At 67.8% G+C, this 16,460-nt stretch carries 15 protein-coding genes; 11 read left to right on the top strand and 4 right to left on the bottom strand.

Annotated features, from left to right (window positions below):
* Window positions 1-22: 22 nt before the first annotated feature.
* Complete coding sequence (locus tag MFF01_RS08790; RefSeq protein WP_238224334.1) at window positions 23-403, bottom strand: Tat pathway signal protein; 381 nt, start codon at window positions 401-403, stop codon at window positions 23-25.
* Between the two features lie 697 nt (window positions 404-1,100).
* On the opposite strand from MFF01_RS08790, the gene MFF01_RS08785 reads away from it, so the two are divergent.
* Window positions 1,101-1,538: an Hsp20 family protein gene (locus MFF01_RS08785; protein ID WP_238223993.1), complete on the top strand. Its 438-nt coding sequence runs from the start codon at window positions 1,101-1,103 to the stop codon at window positions 1,536-1,538.
* Window positions 1,539-1,614: 76 nt separating this feature from the next.
* Window positions 1,615-1,899 carry a BQ00720 family protein gene (locus MFF01_RS08780; RefSeq protein ID WP_238223992.1) on the top strand — a complete coding sequence of 95 codons (285 nt, stop codon included), beginning with the start codon at window positions 1,615-1,617 and terminating at the stop codon, window positions 1,897-1,899.
* Here MFF01_RS08780 and MFF01_RS08775 read toward each other — a convergent pair.
* Entirely contained in the window at window positions 1,886-2,656 is a 771-nt protein-coding gene (locus tag MFF01_RS08775; protein ID WP_238223991.1) for an alpha/beta hydrolase, read from the bottom strand. The genes MFF01_RS08780 and MFF01_RS08775 overlap by 14 nt on opposite strands.
* Window positions 2,657-2,834: 178 nt before the next feature.
* Here MFF01_RS08775 and MFF01_RS08770 point away from each other — a divergent pair, with 178 nt between their 5' ends.
* A complete protein-coding gene (locus tag MFF01_RS08770) occupies window positions 2,835-4,055 on the top strand; it encodes a glycosyltransferase family 4 protein (protein WP_238223990.1) in 1,221 nt (406 codons plus the stop codon).
* A gap of 181 nt (window positions 4,056-4,236) precedes the next feature.
* Window positions 4,237-4,758 (top strand): translation initiation factor IF-3, encoded by a 522-nt coding sequence (gene infC / locus MFF01_RS08765; RefSeq protein WP_238223988.1) that lies wholly within the window; start codon window positions 4,237-4,239, stop codon window positions 4,756-4,758.
* Between the two features lie 197 nt (window positions 4,759-4,955).
* Here the strand turns inward: infC and MFF01_RS08760 are convergent, their stop codons facing one another.
* Window positions 4,956-7,295 carry an amylo-alpha-1,6-glucosidase gene (locus MFF01_RS08760; protein ID WP_238223986.1) on the bottom strand — a complete coding sequence of 780 codons (2,340 nt, stop codon included), beginning with the start codon at window positions 7,293-7,295 and terminating at the stop codon, window positions 4,956-4,958.
* Window positions 7,296-7,499: 204 nt separating this feature from the next.
* The gene (locus MFF01_RS08755) at window positions 7,500-8,633 is read right to left on the bottom strand and encodes a glycosyltransferase family 4 protein (protein WP_238223984.1); all 1,134 of its coding nucleotides are present in this window, start codon (window positions 8,631-8,633) and stop codon (window positions 7,500-7,502) included.
* Window positions 8,634-9,006: 373 nt separating this feature from the next.
* Between MFF01_RS08755 and MFF01_RS08750 the strand changes: the two genes are divergently transcribed.
* The 7 genes from MFF01_RS08750 (at window position 9,007) to nuoG (ending at window position 16,448) form a co-directional block, all read left to right on the top strand.
* Complete coding sequence (locus MFF01_RS08750; protein ID WP_056089121.1) at window positions 9,007-9,372, top strand: NADH-quinone oxidoreductase subunit A; 366 nt, start codon at window positions 9,007-9,009, stop codon at window positions 9,370-9,372.
* 54 nt (window positions 9,373-9,426) lie between these two features.
* Complete coding sequence (locus MFF01_RS08745; RefSeq protein ID WP_056089118.1) at window positions 9,427-10,014, top strand: NuoB/complex I 20 kDa subunit family protein; 588 nt, start codon at window positions 9,427-9,429, stop codon at window positions 10,012-10,014.
* 7 nt (window positions 10,015-10,021) lie between these two features.
* Window positions 10,022-10,669, top strand: coding sequence for an NADH-quinone oxidoreductase subunit C (locus tag MFF01_RS08740; protein WP_238223982.1), 648 nt, complete (start codon window positions 10,022-10,024; stop codon window positions 10,667-10,669).
* A 16-nt stretch (window positions 10,670-10,685) separates the two neighbouring features.
* Window positions 10,686-11,876, top strand: coding sequence for an NADH-quinone oxidoreductase subunit D (locus MFF01_RS08735; RefSeq protein ID WP_238223980.1), 1,191 nt, complete (start codon window positions 10,686-10,688; stop codon window positions 11,874-11,876).
* Between the two features lie 22 nt (window positions 11,877-11,898).
* A complete protein-coding gene (gene nuoE, locus MFF01_RS08730) occupies window positions 11,899-12,978 on the top strand; it encodes an NADH-quinone oxidoreductase subunit NuoE (RefSeq protein ID WP_238223978.1) in 1,080 nt (359 codons plus the stop codon).
* A 1-nt stretch (window position 12,979) separates the two neighbouring features.
* Window positions 12,980-14,281 carry an NADH-quinone oxidoreductase subunit NuoF gene (nuoF, locus tag MFF01_RS08725; protein WP_238223977.1) on the top strand — a complete coding sequence of 434 codons (1,302 nt, stop codon included), beginning with the start codon at window positions 12,980-12,982 and terminating at the stop codon, window positions 14,279-14,281.
* Window positions 14,282-14,366: 85 nt separating this feature from the next.
* Window positions 14,367-16,448 (top strand): NADH-quinone oxidoreductase subunit NuoG, encoded by a 2,082-nt coding sequence (gene nuoG, locus MFF01_RS08720; RefSeq protein ID WP_238223973.1) that lies wholly within the window; start codon window positions 14,367-14,369, stop codon window positions 16,446-16,448.
* The last annotated feature ends 12 nt before the right edge of the window (window positions 16,449-16,460 follow it).

Below are 16,460 nucleotides of genomic sequence, written 5' to 3'. Positions count from 1 at the left end.
GGGCGGGCGGTTCGCGTTCGGATCAGCGGACGAAGGGGGCCGAGGTCTTGCTGTCGGTCTCGATGCGCTCGAGGCAGGTCTCTCGGCTGGCATCGGCCCCCTCGCAGGCGAGCACGTCGTTGAGGAGCACCCGACCGATCTTCGGGCAGGCCAGGGCGGGGAAGTCGAACAGCCGAACCAGGGTCTTGTGATCCGGCACCGGACCGAGCTCGACGGCGAGGCGCTTCTGGGCGACGCCCTCCGTGTCGAAGGCGAACAGGTCGACCTTGAGGGATTTGAGGGCCGGGCCGCGGCTGTTGTCGACGAGGAGGTAGGTCCGGCAGGATTCGCCGGCGGGCTCCAGGCGGTTCAGTTCGAGCTTGAGCGGGAGGGGCTTTGCGTCCTGCGCCATCGCGGCGCCCATCACGCCCCCCAGGACAGCGATGCCGAGACCGGCCGTCCGTACCGCTTTCCCGAACTGTTTCCTAACCACGCCGTGCACTCCATCCATGACAGTTCCGTTTCCTCGACCGACGGGCGATGCCGCCGATGCCGCCTCCGGCCCCCACGGGATCGGACGCGCATCCCGGCCGACGATGCTGCGGCGGGTCGTCACGACACGGTGGCCCGCGTCACGGGTCGAAGGGAACACGATCCGGCTCGACACGGCCCGAAGCCCATGCGGCGACTGTCCGTATCGTGCGTGGCAATATGCGAGTTCGCGGCCCCAGATCAAGCACGGTGCCGAATATCAGAGTAGTTCCAAACTGTTACCGCCGGGAATACATGGCCGACCGTGCGTATTGCCGAATGATCCCAGATCTAATTTCCGAAGTATCCCGTAAGCAGGGTTGCCAACATGTACCATCCGTTCCTGAAGGGATTGCCGGGCGGGGGTTCCGGGCTGTTCCACCTGCGCCAAAACGGCCCGCCAAGTCCTTGATGGGCAAGCCCTTGATGGGGCTCGTCGCCGGTTCCATATCCAGTCGACCGGCGGGCATCGCCGGGGAGGGCGCTGCCCCAGGCGGGCCTTCCGAACCAGTCCGGCGTCGTTCCGCGTCGGGCGTCTCTCCACGAAGTGCCTCTCTAGCTCCGGGGCTTCGCCAGAAGGACATCCATCCGTGACAGCACGGCCTTCTCCGTTCGGACATCCCTTTCTCCTCGGCTTCGACGAGATCGAACAGGCCCTGGATCGCGTTTCGAAGGCCGCCAACGATGGGTATCCGCCCTACAACATCGAGCGGGTGGCACGCAGCGAACAGGAGCCCGAACGCCTGCGCATCACCCTTGCGGTGGCGGGGTTCACCCGCGACCAGCTCGACGTGATGCTGGAAGAGAACCAGCTCGTGGTCCGCGGCCGGCAGGTGGACGAGAAAGCGCGGCAGTTTCTCCATCGCGGCATCGCTGCACGCCAGTTTCAGCGGGCCTTCCTCCTTGCCGACGGCATGGAGGTGATGGGTGCCGACCTCTCGAACGGCCTGCTGTCCATCGACCTCACCCGCCCCGAGCCCGAGCGGGTGGTACGCAAGATCGCCATCGCGTCCCGCGACGACGTCTGACGCCACGCCCGCACTCGATCCGGCCGGGACGGTCCCGACCGTGCTTCATCACGCTCTGCCAGAAGGAGAGCCGACCATGACCGCATTCAGCCAGAATCCCATCACCGGTGCCGACCTCGATCCGGCCGAGTTCAATGCCGCCGACCTCGCCGCCCTGGGCGAAGGCCACATCGCCTATGTCCGTGCCATGAGCTCCGACGAGGTCACCCGGCTGTTTCCCCAGGCGCCGCAGCTGACGCCCGGCCTCGACCTGTTCGCCCTGCTCTCCGCCAGCGGCGCACCGATCCTGCTCGCCGATTCCCGGGACGCCGTGGTCGCCAATGCCATGGCCAACGACCTCCACACGGTCAGTCTGCACTGATCCCGGCCACCGCCGCCAGCAGCCGCGCAAGATCCTGCGGTCGCGACAGGCGGTGGTCGCCGTCGGCCACGAGGGTCAGCACCGTGCCGGCCGTCGGCAGGCGCTCGACGAGGCGTAGGGCGTGGGACCAGGGCACGTCCGGGTCGGCCATGCCCTGGAGGATGTGCACCGGGCAGCCCGGATCGATGGGGTGACCGAGCAGCCGATGCCGGCGCCCGTCCTCGATGAGGGCACGGGTGATGGGGACCGGCACGTCGCTGTATTCGCTCGGCCGGGCCCAGGAGCCGTCCCGCTCGATGGTCTCCCGGATCTCGGGCGTGAACCGCGCCCACATGAGATCCTCCGTGAAGTCGAGGGCCGGGGCGATGAGCACGAGCCCCGAGAGAGCAAGCCCGCTTCGCGCGGCCAGGCAGGCGATCCAGCCGCCCATGGACGAGCCGACGAGGATGGGGCGGTGCGGCGCGCAGGCCGTGATCACCGCCCGGGCATCCTCCAGCCAAGTCGAGATCGTCGCGTCTGCGAAATCGCCGCTCGATTCGCCGTGGCCCGTATAGTCGAACCGGACCAGGGCGCGCCCGGTCTCGCGGGCCCATCCGTCCAGGGCCTCCGCCTTGGTGGCGCGCATGTCGGAGCGGAAGCCACCGAGCCAGACGACGGGCGGTCCCTCACCGGGGCGTGCGAGCACGGCGATGCGGCGCGCCTTCGGCCCGCTCCCCACATCCAGGAAGATCGGGGCTTCGCGGGCAGGCTGCGGCATGGGTTTATCCCCGTTGTTAAGAACCATCGAAACCAACCCTTCGCATTTGCCTTTCGTTTACCGGGCCGTAAAGCACGCCGCCCATGCTGGATTCCATGACCGAGACGCGCGACGGACGCTCCAGCCCCCGCTTCGACCCCTCAAGCCCCGCCCTGGGGCCGGATCGCGGGGCCGCGTCGTGAACGGCGAGACACGCGGCGGCGCTTTTCCGGCGGAGGGCGCACCCCTCTCGGGTCGGACCATCCTGCAGATCATCCCGGCCCTCGACGCGGGCGGGGCCGAGCGCACGACGGTGGATGTGGCCGCGGCCCTCGCGGCGGCGGGGGCGCGGGCGCTCATCGCCACGGAAGGCGGGCGGCTCGTGGGCGAATTGCAGGCCAAGGGCGGCATCTGGTTACCGTTTCCGGCGGCCTCCAAGAATCCCGTCTCCATGGCGCTCAACATCGGGCGCCTCGCCCGCCTCTGCCGGCGTGAAGGCGTCGAGATCCTTCATGCCCGTTCGCGCGCCCCGGCCTGGGTCGCCCTCGGGGCGGCGCGCCGCCTGAAGATCCCTTTCGTGACCACCTATCACGGCAGCTATTCCGGTCGGACCGGCGTGAAGGTCCTCTACAATTCGGTGATGGCGCGCGGCGACGTGGTCATCGCCAACTCGCATTACACCGCCGATCTCATCCGCACCCTGCATCCCGAGCAGGCAGGCGACCGGGTCCGGGTGATCCACCGGGGCACGGATCTGGCCCTGTTCAAGCCGGGCGCCGTGGCGCCGGCCCGGGTCGAGGCCCTGCGGCGGGCCTGGGGCGTCGCTCCGCATCAGCGGGTCGTGCTCCTGGCCGCCCGGCTCACGGCCTGGAAGGGCCAGCGCGTTCTCATCGAGGCCGCCGCGCTCATGCGTGACCGCGGCGTGAGCGATGTCGCCATCGTGCTTGCGGGCGATCCGCAGGGACGCGTCGCCTACGAGCGCGAACTCGATGCCCTCATCGCCGTGCGCAGGCTGCAGGGCATCGTCCATCGGGTCGGGCACTGCACCGACATGCCGGCCGCCTTTCGCGCGGCCTCCGTCGTCGCGGTGCCCTCCGTCGAGCCGGAGGCGTTCGGCCGATCGGCCGTCGAGGCGCAGGCCCTGGGCACGCCCGTGGTGGTTTCGGATCTCGGCGCCGTGCCCGAGACCGTGCTGGCCCCACCGGAAGTTCCGGCCGGCCAGCGCACGGGCTGGCGCGTGGCGCCGGGCAACGCCGCGGCCCTCGCCGACGCCCTCACCGAGGCCCTGTCCCTCGGGGCATCGGCGCGCGATGCCATGACCCGGCGCGGCCGGGCGCATGTGGAAGCGCATTTCTCCCTCGAAGGCATGGTCGGCGACACCCTCGACGTTTACGCCGACCTCCTCGCGGGCCGGGGCTGACCCGAGGCGCGTGAACCAAACCCGCGCGTTCGAGTTGACTTGAAGAAAAGTTCAGCCAAGGTGTCGATCCGGATTCCGGAGCGATTGGTGGCCAGGACCAGCCCTGTGGGGCTGGAATTCACAGGCTGCCGTTTCGTCGTTTCATCAGGAGATTGAAGCCATTCGTAGACCTATGAGAGCCATGCCGGCCCCGCAGAAGGACGGGCCGCGCGCCAACCGGGATATCCGTGGCGTACGCGAAGTGCAGCTCATCGACGACACCGGTCAGAACCGGGGCGTGGTCGCCTTCTTCGACGCCCTCGCGTTGGCTGAGGAAGCCGGCCTCGACCTCGTCGAGATCGCGCCCAACTCCGTTCCTCCCGTCTGTAAGCTTCTCGATTACGGCCGCTTCCGCTTCAACGAACAGAAGAAGCAGAACGAAGCCCGCAAGAAGCAGAAGACGGTCGAGGTCAAGGAGATCAAGCTCCGTCCCGGCATCGACAAGCACGATTACGATACCAAGATGAAGGCCGTGGTGCGGTTCTTCGAGGAAGGCGACAAGGTCAAGGTGACCCTTCGCTTCCGCGGCCGCGAGATGGCCCACCAGGATATCGGCCTTCGCCTGCTCGAGCGGGTCAAGAACGAGACCCAGGAGATCGCCAAGGTGGAGAGCGAGCCGATGCTCGAAGGACGCCAGATGATCATGATCCTGGCCCCGCGCTAGACCGCGACACGCCTTCATCGAGATCGATCCACGCCGCTTTCCACCGGAGGGCGGCGTTTTTCGTGCCCGCAACACCCTCGTGCCGGGCAGGAGTGCTGCCCGGGATTTACGCAGCGCGCGGGGGAGGCACGCACCGGTGATCGTCGATCGCCGGTGCGACGCTCCAAAGTGTCTGGCCCGGCGACCCGGAGGACGCCCTATTTCACCACGGAGACTTGCGCGTCCCCAGTCCGCCGCAGGACGTTGACCGTAACGTCATCGCCATAGCGCTGGACCCGCAGGTCCACCCGCGATTCACCGAGCTTGAGGTTGAAGATCGAGACCCCGTCGAGGAAGGCCGGGAGTGTCGGGTTGCGCAAGCGGATGCGGTTGCGGTCGTGCTGCAGTTCCAGGCCCATGCAGGCGGCGAGGAACGCAAAGGGCGCCGCCGCCGCCCAAGCCTGCGGCGAGCAGGCCACCGGATAGGAGACGGGTCCGCGCTGGTGCCGCCGCATGAAACCGCAGAACAGCTCCGGCAGGCGCTTCTGCTCCTGATACAGGGCCGTGTCGAACATCCCCTCGAAGATCCGCGACGCCTCCGGCTTCAGGTCGTAGCGGGCAAGCCCCATGGCCACCATGGCGTTGTCATGCGGCCAGATCGAGCCATTGTGGTAGGACATTGGATTGTACCGGGCCTCGCCGCGCGCGATGGTGCGGACACCCCAGCCGTTGAACCCGTCCTTCGACAGGAGATTGGCGGCGACGCTCGCCGCTCGCTCGGGCAGGGCGATCCCGGTGAACAGGGCGTGACCCGCATTCGACGAGCGCACGGCGCATTGCCGCTTCTCGCCGTCGAGGGCCAGGGCGTAGGTGCCGATGGCCTCGCACCAGAACGCCTTGTCGAAATTCTCGCGCAGGTCGCGGGCCTCGCGCTTCAGTCGGTCGGCCAGATCGGCGTGGCCGAGGAGCTTGGCGAGCTTGGCCATGCCGTTCTTGGCGGCATAGACGTAGCCCTGGACCTCGCACAGCGCGATGGGGCCCTTGGCGAGGTTCCCGTCGGTGTGGAAGATCGAATCATGGCTGTCCTTCCAGCCCTGGTTCTCCAGGCCCTTGTCGGTGTCGCGGGCGTATTCGACGAAACCGTCGCCGTCCCGGTCGCCGTAGGTGTTCATCCATTCGAGAGCCAGTTCGAGGTCCGGCCAGATCCGCTCGATGGTCGCTCGGTCGCCGGTGACGGCGTAGTATTCCCACGCCAGCATCACGAAGAGCGGCGTGCCGTCGATGGTGCCGTAATAGTGCCGGAACGGCACCTCGCCGAGCATCGCCATCTCGCCGCGCCGGGTCTCGTGCAGCACCTTGCCAGGCTGGGCGTCGGCGGCGGGGTCCACGGCCTTGGCCTGGGTCGAAGCCAGATAGCGCAGGACGCCCTTGCCGAAATTCGGATCGATCCAGAGGGCCATCATCGCCGTGATGATGCCGTCCCGCCCGAATACGGTCGAGTACCAGGGGATGCCGGCGAAGGGGTAGATGCCCTCCGGCGTGCGGCTCGCCAGCATGTAGAGGTCGGCGGTGGCACGGCAGGCGGCCTCGTTGAACTGATCGTTCGACGAGATGATCGTGGTGATGCCCGCGGTGAGCTGGCGCAGATCCCGGCGCGAATCGCGGTAGGCACGGGCGAAGATCACGCCCTCGGCGAGCCCCTTGGGGTGGCGGGCCGTGGCGGAGGAGCCGGCGGCGTGCGAGAGCCCGGCGGCCGCGTCCTCGCCGACCTTCTCGGCGGCTGGCGCGCTGGTGAAGGCCCGGTGCGATTCGAACACCGTGCGGATGAACAGCGAGGCCCGCCCGCCCGGCGGCAGCGAGACCTCGAAACTCACCTTGCCCGGCTCGATCTGCGCCGGCTTCGGTCCGAAATGCAGGCTCGTCGTGCGCACCACCTCGTCGAGGCCGACATAGCGGAACTGCACCTCGGACTCGCTCGCCACTTGGACGCTGCGCTTGCCTCGCTGCGGCCGATCCATGCCGCGAACCTCGAAGAGATCGCGGAAGTCGGCGTCGAAGGTCACGCCGATCCTGAGCTTCCAGTGGCGCGAATCGTAGTTGCGTAGGCCGATCCGGTCGTAGCACGCCCCCTTGAACAGGAACTTGGTGCGCTCGATGGCGATGAGCTCACGCGGGATCGTGGTCTCGTCATGGGCGTCGATGCGGATGTCGGGCGTCGTCATGTCGACGCTGAGCGCGCCGTTGTCGTCCTGCATCACCGAGGACAGGAGCAAGGGGCGCTGGTCCTCGATGGTGAAGTGCAGGCGCGAGAGGTAGCGCGTGTCCTGAAAATACAGGCCCTCGGGGCCGGGCAGCACGCCGATGTCGCCGTAGCTGTCGAGGACGGCGAAGGCCTCGCCGTACTTCAGGGAGCGCAAGGGCCGCTCGACGAGGGAGGTCTGGGCTTCGATATGGTACTGCGGCAGGACCGCGTCCGCGTCCTGGAAGCCATGGCGCGACGGTCCGCTCACCGGGTCGGGTGCTTGTCCTGCATCTGCCGTGGAAGTGTCAGCCGCCATGCCCGAGCGTCTCCGGATTGGTGAGGGGGGTCGCGATAGGACCTGGAATCGAAAGGCCGCCCGTCGCGGTCTGCGACGCTGCGGCCTTCTGATCGGGAGTTAGTGCGGCAATCGTAGGACGTCACCCCGTCCCGCGCGCCTCATTTCGCGGGAACGGCCCGCATTCGCCTGGAAGAACTCCGCCGCACCTGCGTCGAGGGTGGATCAGGCCGGCATGGCGGCGACGGGGATCGCCGCCAGGGCCGAGCCGTTCAGGTCGCCGTAGCGGGGCGAAAAGCTCGCCGCCTGGGGCATCTTGATCACGTCGCTCTGCCCCGCGAGGAGGCTCTCGTAGACGGCGACGTACTTCTCGACCATGCGCTTGGCCGTGAACTGCGTCTCGAAGTGACGGCGAACGCCGGCGCGGCTCATGGTCTTGACCGTGTGGACGGCCGCGACGGCGTCGTCCATGGAATCGCACAGGACGCCCGAGACGCCGTCGGCGATCACTTCCGGCACGGAGCCGTTGCGGAAAGCGATCACCGGCGTACCGGCGGACATTGCCTCGATCATCACAAGGCCGAAGGGCTCCGGCCAGTCGATGGGGAAGGCGAGCGCCAGGGCGTTGCCGAGGAAGTCCTTCTTCTGCTCCTCGTTGATCTCGCCGATGAACTCGATCAGGGGATGGTGGATCATCGGCTCGATGACCTCGTCCCAATAATCCTGATCGGCCTTGTCGACTTTCGCGGCGATCTTGAGCTTCACGCCGGAGCGGATCGCCATCTCGATGGCGCGGTCGGGGCGCTTTTCCGGCGAGATGCGGCCGAGGAAGGCGAGGTAGCCGCCCTTGGCCTCCGGGTGGAACGGGCAGTTCTGGGTCGGCAGGCCGTGATGGATGGTCGACGCCCAGTTCACGTTCTTCGGCATCGGCTCGCGCTGGTTGTCGGAGATCGACACCAGGGGCATGCCCGTGAAGGTACGGTAGACCGGCATGAAATCCGGTACGTCGAGGCGCCCGTGCATCGTGGTGACACACTTGTGGTTCAGGTCCTCGAACATCGGGTACTGCAGCAGATCGATGTGGAAGTGCAGCACATCGAATTCATGCGCCCGCTTGTGCACGTGGTGCAGCATCGCGAGGTGGCTGGCCGTGTGATCGCGGTAGCCCAGCAGGCGCAGCCCCTCCGGCGCGCAGGCGGCGAGCTTGGCGGACGTCTCCGAATCGCCACTGGCGAACAGGGTGACGTCGTGGCCCTGGCGGACGAGCTCTTCCGTGATCCAGGACACGACGCGCTCGGTGCCGCCGTAGAACTTCGGGGGTACCGCCTCCGAGAGCGGAGCAATCTGGGCAATGCGCACGAGGCGTCTCCTTGAGGTCGAATATGCGTCGACCTAACGCGATCCGGCCTGAGTGGGACATGAATGAAACCCACGGCCAAGGTTATGGTTCCTTTCTGCCCCGCAACGCGATCAGATTTTCGCATCGCACCACGGATGTCCCCGCTATCCTGAGAACCGACTGGATCGGTGCCTGCGCGGATCGGTCGTGTTGCCGGTTGCTCCCGCGCGCCTACCTCCGTGACATGTGCGGATTTGTGCAACGCGAGCCGCCCTTGTTTCACCTCTGGGGGTCGTCTAAGCCTCCGGCCGGCGCAGTCTGGCATTGGAGCAATTCCATCCGACGTTCCGCCCCCGGGACATTGCGGTCGCCGGTGCACACGAGAGGTCCCGAATGACCGGCCTGATGGCGGATTATCTGCCCCTCATCGTCTTCATCGGCGTGTCGCTGTTCATCGCGGCGGCCTTGCTGGTGGCGCCGTTCCTCGTGGCCTACAACAGCCCCGATCCCGAGAAGCTCTCGGCCTACGAGTGCGGCTTCAACGCCTTCGATGACGCGCGCATGAAGTTCGACGTGCGGTTCTATCTCGTGGCGATCCTGTTCATCATCTTCGACCTCGAGGTCGCGTTCCTGTTCCCCTGGGCGATCACGTTCGGCGAGCTTGGCTGGTTCGGCATGTGGTCGATGATGGCCTTCCTCGGCGTTCTGACCGTCGGCTTCGTCTACGAATGGCGCAAGGGCGCCCTCGAGTGGGACTAACGCTCCCGAATCGTCGCGTCGCAGACCTGTCCGAAGCTTGATCCCGAGAAACCGATGGCCTTCAGCCCCGACCTCTCCCGAGCCCCGGCCATCGCGCCGGCCCCCAAGGGCATCATCGACCCCAACACGGGGCGGCCCATCGGCGCGGACGATCCGACGTTCCTGTCGATCAACAGCGAGCTGGCCGATCGCGGCTTCCTCATCACCTCCACGGACGACCTCATCAACTGGGCCCGCACGGGCTCGCTCATGTGGATGACGTTCGGGCTGGCGTGCTGCGCCGTCGAGATGATGCAGATGTCGATGCCGCGCTACGATTGCGAGCGCTTCGGCTTCGCGCCGCGCGGCTCGCCGCGCCAGTCCGACGTGATGATCGTCGCCGGCACGCTCACGAACAAGATGGCGCCCGCTCTGCGCAAGGTCTACGACCAGATGCCAGAGCCGCGCTACGTCATCTCCATGGGGTCGTGCGCCAACGGCGGCGGCTATTACCACTACTCCTACTCGGTGGTTCGCGGCTGCGACCGGGTGGTGCCCGTTGACATCTATGTTCCGGGCTGCCCTCCGACCGCCGAGGCGCTTCTGTACGGCGTTCTGCTGCTGCAGAAGAAGATCCGCCGTACCGGCACCATCGAGCGCTGAGGGGCTGATGAGCAACGGCATCACCATCCTGGCGCACACCGCCGCCCCCTCGGGGCCCGACGCGCTCCAGACGCTCAGCGACCATATCGGCGCCGCCCTCGGCCCGGCGGTGGTCGAGCGCACCATCGCGTTCGGCGAGCTCACCCTCGTGGTGCAGGCGAGCGACATCGTCTACGCGCTGACCTACCTGCGCGACGATCCGGCCTGCGCCTTCCGCTGCTTCATCGACATCTGCGGCGCCGATTATCCGAGCCGTGCCAAGCGCTTCGACGTGGTCTACCACCTCCTGTCCCTGCGCCATAACGTCCGCATCCGCGTGAAGGTGCAGACCGACGACCAGACCTCGGTGCCCTCGGTCATCGACGTGTTCCCGGCGGCGAACTGGTTCGAGCGCGAGACCTACGACCTCTACGGCATCCTGTTCTCGGGCCATCCGGATCTGCGCCGCCTCCTCACGGATTACGGCTTCGAGGGGCACCCCCTGCGCAAGGACTTCCCGCTGACCGGGTTCGTCGAGGTCCGCTACGATCAGGACGAGGCCCGCGTGGTCTACGAACCCGTGAAGCTGACGCAGGAATTCCGCAACTTCGACTTCCTGTCGCCGTGGGAGGGCACCGAGTACGTGCTCCCGGGCGACGAGAAGAAATCCCACTGAGCGGCGGAGCGAGGCCATGACCGAGCACAACATCCGCAACTTCGCGATCAATTTCGGGCCGCAGCACCCGGCGGCGCACGGCGTTCTGCGCCTCGTGCTCGAACTCGACGGCGAGATCGTCGAGCGCGTCGATCCGCATATCGGCCTGCTCCATCGCGGCACCGAGAAGCTCATCGAGCACAAGACCTATCTGCAGGCGACGCCCTATTTCGACCGGCTCGACTACGTGTCGCCGATGAACCAGGAGCACGCCTTCTGCCTCGGCATCGAGAAGCTGCTGGGCTTGCAGGTTCCGCGCCGTGCCCAGCTCATCCGGGTGCTGTTCTGCGAGATCGGCCGCATCCTCTCGCATCTCCTCAACGTGACCACCCAGGCGATGGACGTCGGCGCCCTCACGCCGCCCCTGTGGGGCTTCGAGGAGCGCGAGAAGCTCATGATCTTCTATGAGCGCGCGAGTGGGGCCCGCCTCCACGCCAACTATTTCCGGCCCGGCGGCGTCCACCAGGACCTGCCGCCCGCCCTCATCGACGACATCGAGGCGTTCATCGACCCCTTCCTCCAGGTGGTCGACGACCTCGACAACCTCGTCATGGGAAACCGCATCTTCAAGCAGCGCAACGTCGACATCGGCATCGTCACCGTGGACGAGGCCATGGCCTGGGGCTTCTCGGGCGTGATGGTGCGGGGCTCCGGCATCCCGTGGGATCTCCGTAAATCCCAGCCCTACGAGTGCTACGAGGAGATGGAGTTCGACGTCCCCGTGGGGAAGAACGGCGACACCTACGATCGCCAGGTCATCCGCATGGAGGAGATGCGGGAATCCGCGAAGATCATGCGGCAATGCTGCGTGAAGCTGCGCGAGCCCGCCGGGCAGGGCCCGATCGCGGCCACCGACGGCAAGTTCGCGCCGCCGCCGCGCCGTGAGATGAAGCGCTCGATGGAGGCGCTCATTCATCACTTCAAGCTCTACACCGAGGGCTTCCACGTGCCCGCCGGTGAGGTGTACGCCGCCGTCGAGGCCCCCAAGGGCGAGTTCGGGGTCTATCTCGTCGCCGACGGCACCAACAAGCCCTACCGCTGCAAGATCCGCGCTCCGGGCTTCGCCCACCTCCAGGCCATGGACTGGATGTGCCGGGGCCACATGCTGGCCGACGTATCCTGTGTGCTCGGCACGCTGGATATCGTGTTCGGCGAAGTGGACCGGTGAAGGGACGCAAGGTTTCGGACTGATGGCCAATCGCAGACTCGCCCCCGCCGCCGAGCAGCCCGCCGCCTTCGCGTTCTCGTCCGAGAACGCCGAATGGGCCAAGGGCCAGATCGAGAAGTACCCGGAAGGCCGTCAGGCCTCGGCCGTGATTCCGCTCCTGTGGAAGGCGCAGGAGCAGAATGGTGGCTGGCTGCCGCAGAAGGCCATCGAGGCGGTGGCCGACGAACTCGGCATGCCGCATATCCGCGTCCTCGAAGTCGCGACCTTCTACACGATGTTCGCCCTCGAGCCCGTGGGGCGGTTCTGGATCCAGCTCTGCGGCACGGTGCCGTGCGATTCCTGCGGCGCCCGCGAATTGAAGGACTATCTGCACCAGCGCCTCGGCGCGCCAGGCCATGTCAGCGCCGACGGCAACTTCTCCTGGCTCGAGGTCGAGTGTCTGGGCGCTTGCTGCAACGCGCCGATGGCCCAGATCAACCAGGATTACTACGAAGACCTGACGCCCGACCTCCTCGGCGCACTCATGGACGATCTCGCGGCCGGGCGTCCGGTGAAGATCGGTTCGCAGGTCGGCCGCACCTCCTCCGAGCCGAAGGGAGGCGCCGACACCCTGACGGACGCCTCCCTGTTCGACGGCTCGCGCGTCGGCGCTTGGCGCCAGCGCTTCGAGGACAAGAAGGCCGAAGAGAGCAGCGAGCCGTCCGGCAAGGCCGAGGCCGCCTCGTCCGAGCAGCGCGCCGCGACGGATCCGAAGCCCGCCCGTCCCGATGCCGGCCGCGCCGTCTCGGGCCAGTCCACGGACGCGCCGGCCCAGCGCGCGGCTGCCGGCCAGACGCCGGTGAAGTCCGGCGACCAGACCGATGCGGCCGACCGCACCGAGTCTACGGTCCGGCCGGGCGAACCGACGCCGCCCCCGGTCGACACGGTGGCGCGGGCCGAGGCGGCCGGCGCCGAGGCCGGCACGCAATCCGACCTGCCGCGCAACGAACCGCCGCCCCAGCCCGTCGCGTCGGGGGCGAGCGAAGGCACGGACGAGGCGAAGGCGCAGCCTGCGAAGAAGCCCGAGCCGACGCGCGCCGCTCCGAAGACCGAGGGGAACTAGCATGCTCTCCGATCAGGATCGCATCTTCACCAACCTCTACGGCCTGCATTCGCCGGGTCTGGAGGAGGCCAAAAAGCGCGGTGCTTGGGACGGCACCAAGTTCCTCCTGGAGATGGGCCGCGATTGGATCATCGAGGAGATGAAGCAGTCGGGCCTGCGCGGGCGCGGGGGCGCCGGCTTCCCCACGGGTCTGAAGTGGTCGTTCATGCCGAAGAAGTCGGATGGGCGCCCGCATTACCTCGTGGTCAATGCCGACGAGTCGGAGCCGGGCACATGCAAGGACCGTGAGATCATGCGGCACGATCCGCATCTTCTCATCGAGGGCTGCATGCTGGCCTCGTTCTCCATGGCGGCGCATGCCTGCTACATCTACATCCGCGGCGAGTACGTCGCCGAGAAGCACGCCCTGCAGAAGGCCGTCGATGAAGCCTATGCGGCCCGCCTCGTCGGCAAGGACAACATTCACGGCTACCCGTTCGACATCTACGTCCACCACGGCGCCGGGGCCTATATCTGCGGCGAGGAGACGGCGCTCCTTGAGAGCCTCGAGGGCAAGAAGGGCATGCCGCGCCTGAAGCCGCCGTTCCCGGCCAATATGGGCCTCTACGGCTGCCCGACGACGGTGAACAACGTCGAGTCCATCGCGGTCGCCGGCACCATCCTGCGCCGGGGCGGCGCGTGGTTCGCGGGGCTCGGTGGCAAGAACAACACCGGCACCAAGCTGTTCTGCGTCTCGGGACACGTCAACAAGCCCTGCAACGTCGAGGAAGAGCTCGGGATCACCTTCCGCGAGCTCATCGACCGGCATTGCGGCGGCATGCGGGGTGGCTGGGACAACCTGCTCTGCTCGATCCCCGGCGGCTCCTCGGTGCCCCTGGTGCCGGCCGAGCAGATCATCGACGCCAAGATGGACTTCGACACCCTGCGCGGCCTCGGCTCCGGCCTCGGCACGGCGGCGGTCATCGTCCTCGACAAGTCCACCGACATCGTCGCGGCCATCGCCCGCATCGCGTATTTCTACAAGCACGAGAGCTGCGGCCAGTGCACTCCGTGCCGCGAGGGCACCGGCTGGATGTGGCGGGTGATGCTGCGCATGGCCGAGGGCCGGGCCCAGCGCCGCGAGATCGACATGCTCCTCGACGTGACGAAGCAGATCGAGGGCCACACCATCTGCGCGCTGGGCGACGCCGCCGCGTGGCCGATCCAGGGTCTGATCCGGCACTTCCGGCCCGAGATCGAGAAGCGGATCGACCGGTACAGCGCCAACCCGCATTCCGACCCGGTGCCGATGGCGGCGGAGTGATCCGCCACGGCGGTGGAGCCATCCGCCCCTGCGGCGAGGTGACCCGCCGCCAGCACCCACCCGTATTCGAACCCGAGACCCACGCATGACCAAGATCGTCGTCGACGGCACCGAGGTCGATGTCCCCGCCGAGTACACGCTGCTCCAGGCGTGCGAAGCCGCGGGCGCGGAGATCCCGCGCTTCTGCTTCCATGAGCGGCTGTCCATCGCCGGCAATTGCCGCATGTGTTTGGTCGAGCTGAAGGGCGCGCCGAAGCCCGTGGCCTCCTGCGCCTACGCGGTGAAGGATTGCCGGCCCGGCCCCAACGGCGAGCCGCCGGAGGTGCTGACGCGCTCGGGAACCACGAAGAAGGCCCGCGAGGGGGTGATGGAGTTCCTCCTCATCAACCACCCCCTCGACTGCCCGATCTGCGACCAGGGCGGCCATTGCGACCTGCAGGATCAGGCCATGGCCTACGGAGTCGATTCGACCCGCTACGGCGAGAACAAGCGCGCCGTAGAAGAGAAGTACATCGGCCCCCTCGTGCGCACGGCCATGAACCGCTGCATTCACTGCACGCGCTGCGTCCGCTTCCTCGCGGAAGTCGCCGGCGTGCCGGATCTCGGCGCCATCGGGCGTGGCGAGGACATGGAGATCACGAGCTACCTCGAATCCGCCATGGGCTCGGAACTGCAGGGCAACGTCGCCGATCTCTGCCCCGTGGGCGCCCTCGTCCACAAGCCGCAGAGCTACGAGGTCCGTCCCTGGGAGCTGTCGAAGACCGAATCCGTCGACGTGATGGATGCGGTGGGCTGCGCCATCCGGGTCGACGCCAAGGGCCGCGAGGTCATTCAGATCGAGCCGCGTATCAACGAGGCGGTCAACGAGGAGTGGATCTCCGACAAGACCCGCCACGCCGTCGACGGACTGCGGCTGCAGCGCCTCGACCGGCCGTATCTGCGCGAGAACGGCCGCCTGCGCCCGGCTTCGTGGGGCGAGGCGTTCGCCGCCATCGCCGCGCGGGTGAAGGGCACCGACCCGAAGCGCATCGGCGCCATCGTGGGTGATCTCGCGGGCGTCGAGGAGACGTTCGCCCTGAAATCCCTGATGACGGCCCTTGGGGTGACGAACCTCGACTGCCGGCAGGCGGGCGAACGCCTCGATCCGGCCTGGGGCCGGGCTTCCTACACTCTCGGAGCCACGATCCCGGGGATTGAGGACGCCGATGCGATTCTGCTGGTCGGCACCAATCCGCGCCTGGAGGCTTCGCTCCTCAACGTCCGCATCCGCAAGCGCTGGCGCATGGCGCCGCTCGCCGTCGGCCTCATCGGGGAAGCGGTGGACCTCACCTACCCCCACACCTATCTCGGCGCCGGCCCGGACACCCTCGCGGAGATCGCCGCCGGACGCCACAGCTTCGCCGAGGTGCTCAAGGCCGCGAGCCGTCCCCTCGTCATCGTCGGCATGGGGGCGCTCGCCCGTCCGGACGGCGCTACCATCCTCTCGGCCGCCGCGACGCTGGCCCGGGACATCGGCGCCGTCACGACGGAGTGGAACGGTTTCGGCGTGCTGCAGACGGCGGCCGCCCGCGTCGGCGCCCTCGATCTCGGTTTCGTGCCGGGGGAGGGGGGGCTCGACCTCGCGGCGATGACGGGTGCTGGCGCCCTCGACGTGCTGTTCAACCTCGGTGCCGACGAGGTCGAGATCGCGCCGGGTGCCTTCGTGATCTACCAGGGCACCCACGGCGACCGGGGCGCGACCCGCGCCGACGTGGTTCTGCCGGGCGCCGCCTACACCGAGAAGTGCGCGACCTTCGTCAACCTCGAAGGCCGGGTGCAGATGACCAACCGCGCCGGCTTCCCGCCGGGCGATGCCCGCGAGGATTGGGCGATCCTGCGCGCCCTGTCGGATGTGCTCGGCCACCGCCTGCCGTTCGATTCGCTGGTCGCCTTGCGCCGGACCCTCTATGGCGCGCATCCGCACTTCGCCGCCCTTGACGCCGTGGCGCCGAGCGACGGCGTGGCGACGGTCGCGACCCTGGCTGGCCGTGGCGGCACGCCCGACCGCGCTGCTTTCGTATCGGCCGTGCCCGACTTCTACCTCACCAACGCGATCGCCCGCGCCTCGCGGGTCCTCGCCGAATGCTCGAGCCTCGCCCGCGTGCGCGGCCTCGAAGCCGCCGAATAGGGATTTCCTGCG

The sequence above is a fragment of the Methylobacterium adhaesivum genome (assembly GCF_022179065.1).
Taxonomy (GTDB): domain Bacteria; phylum Pseudomonadota; class Alphaproteobacteria; order Rhizobiales; family Beijerinckiaceae; genus Methylobacterium; species Methylobacterium adhaesivum.
Note: the sequence above shows the minus strand (reverse complement) of the source record. Positions and strands in the feature narration are given on the sequence as shown.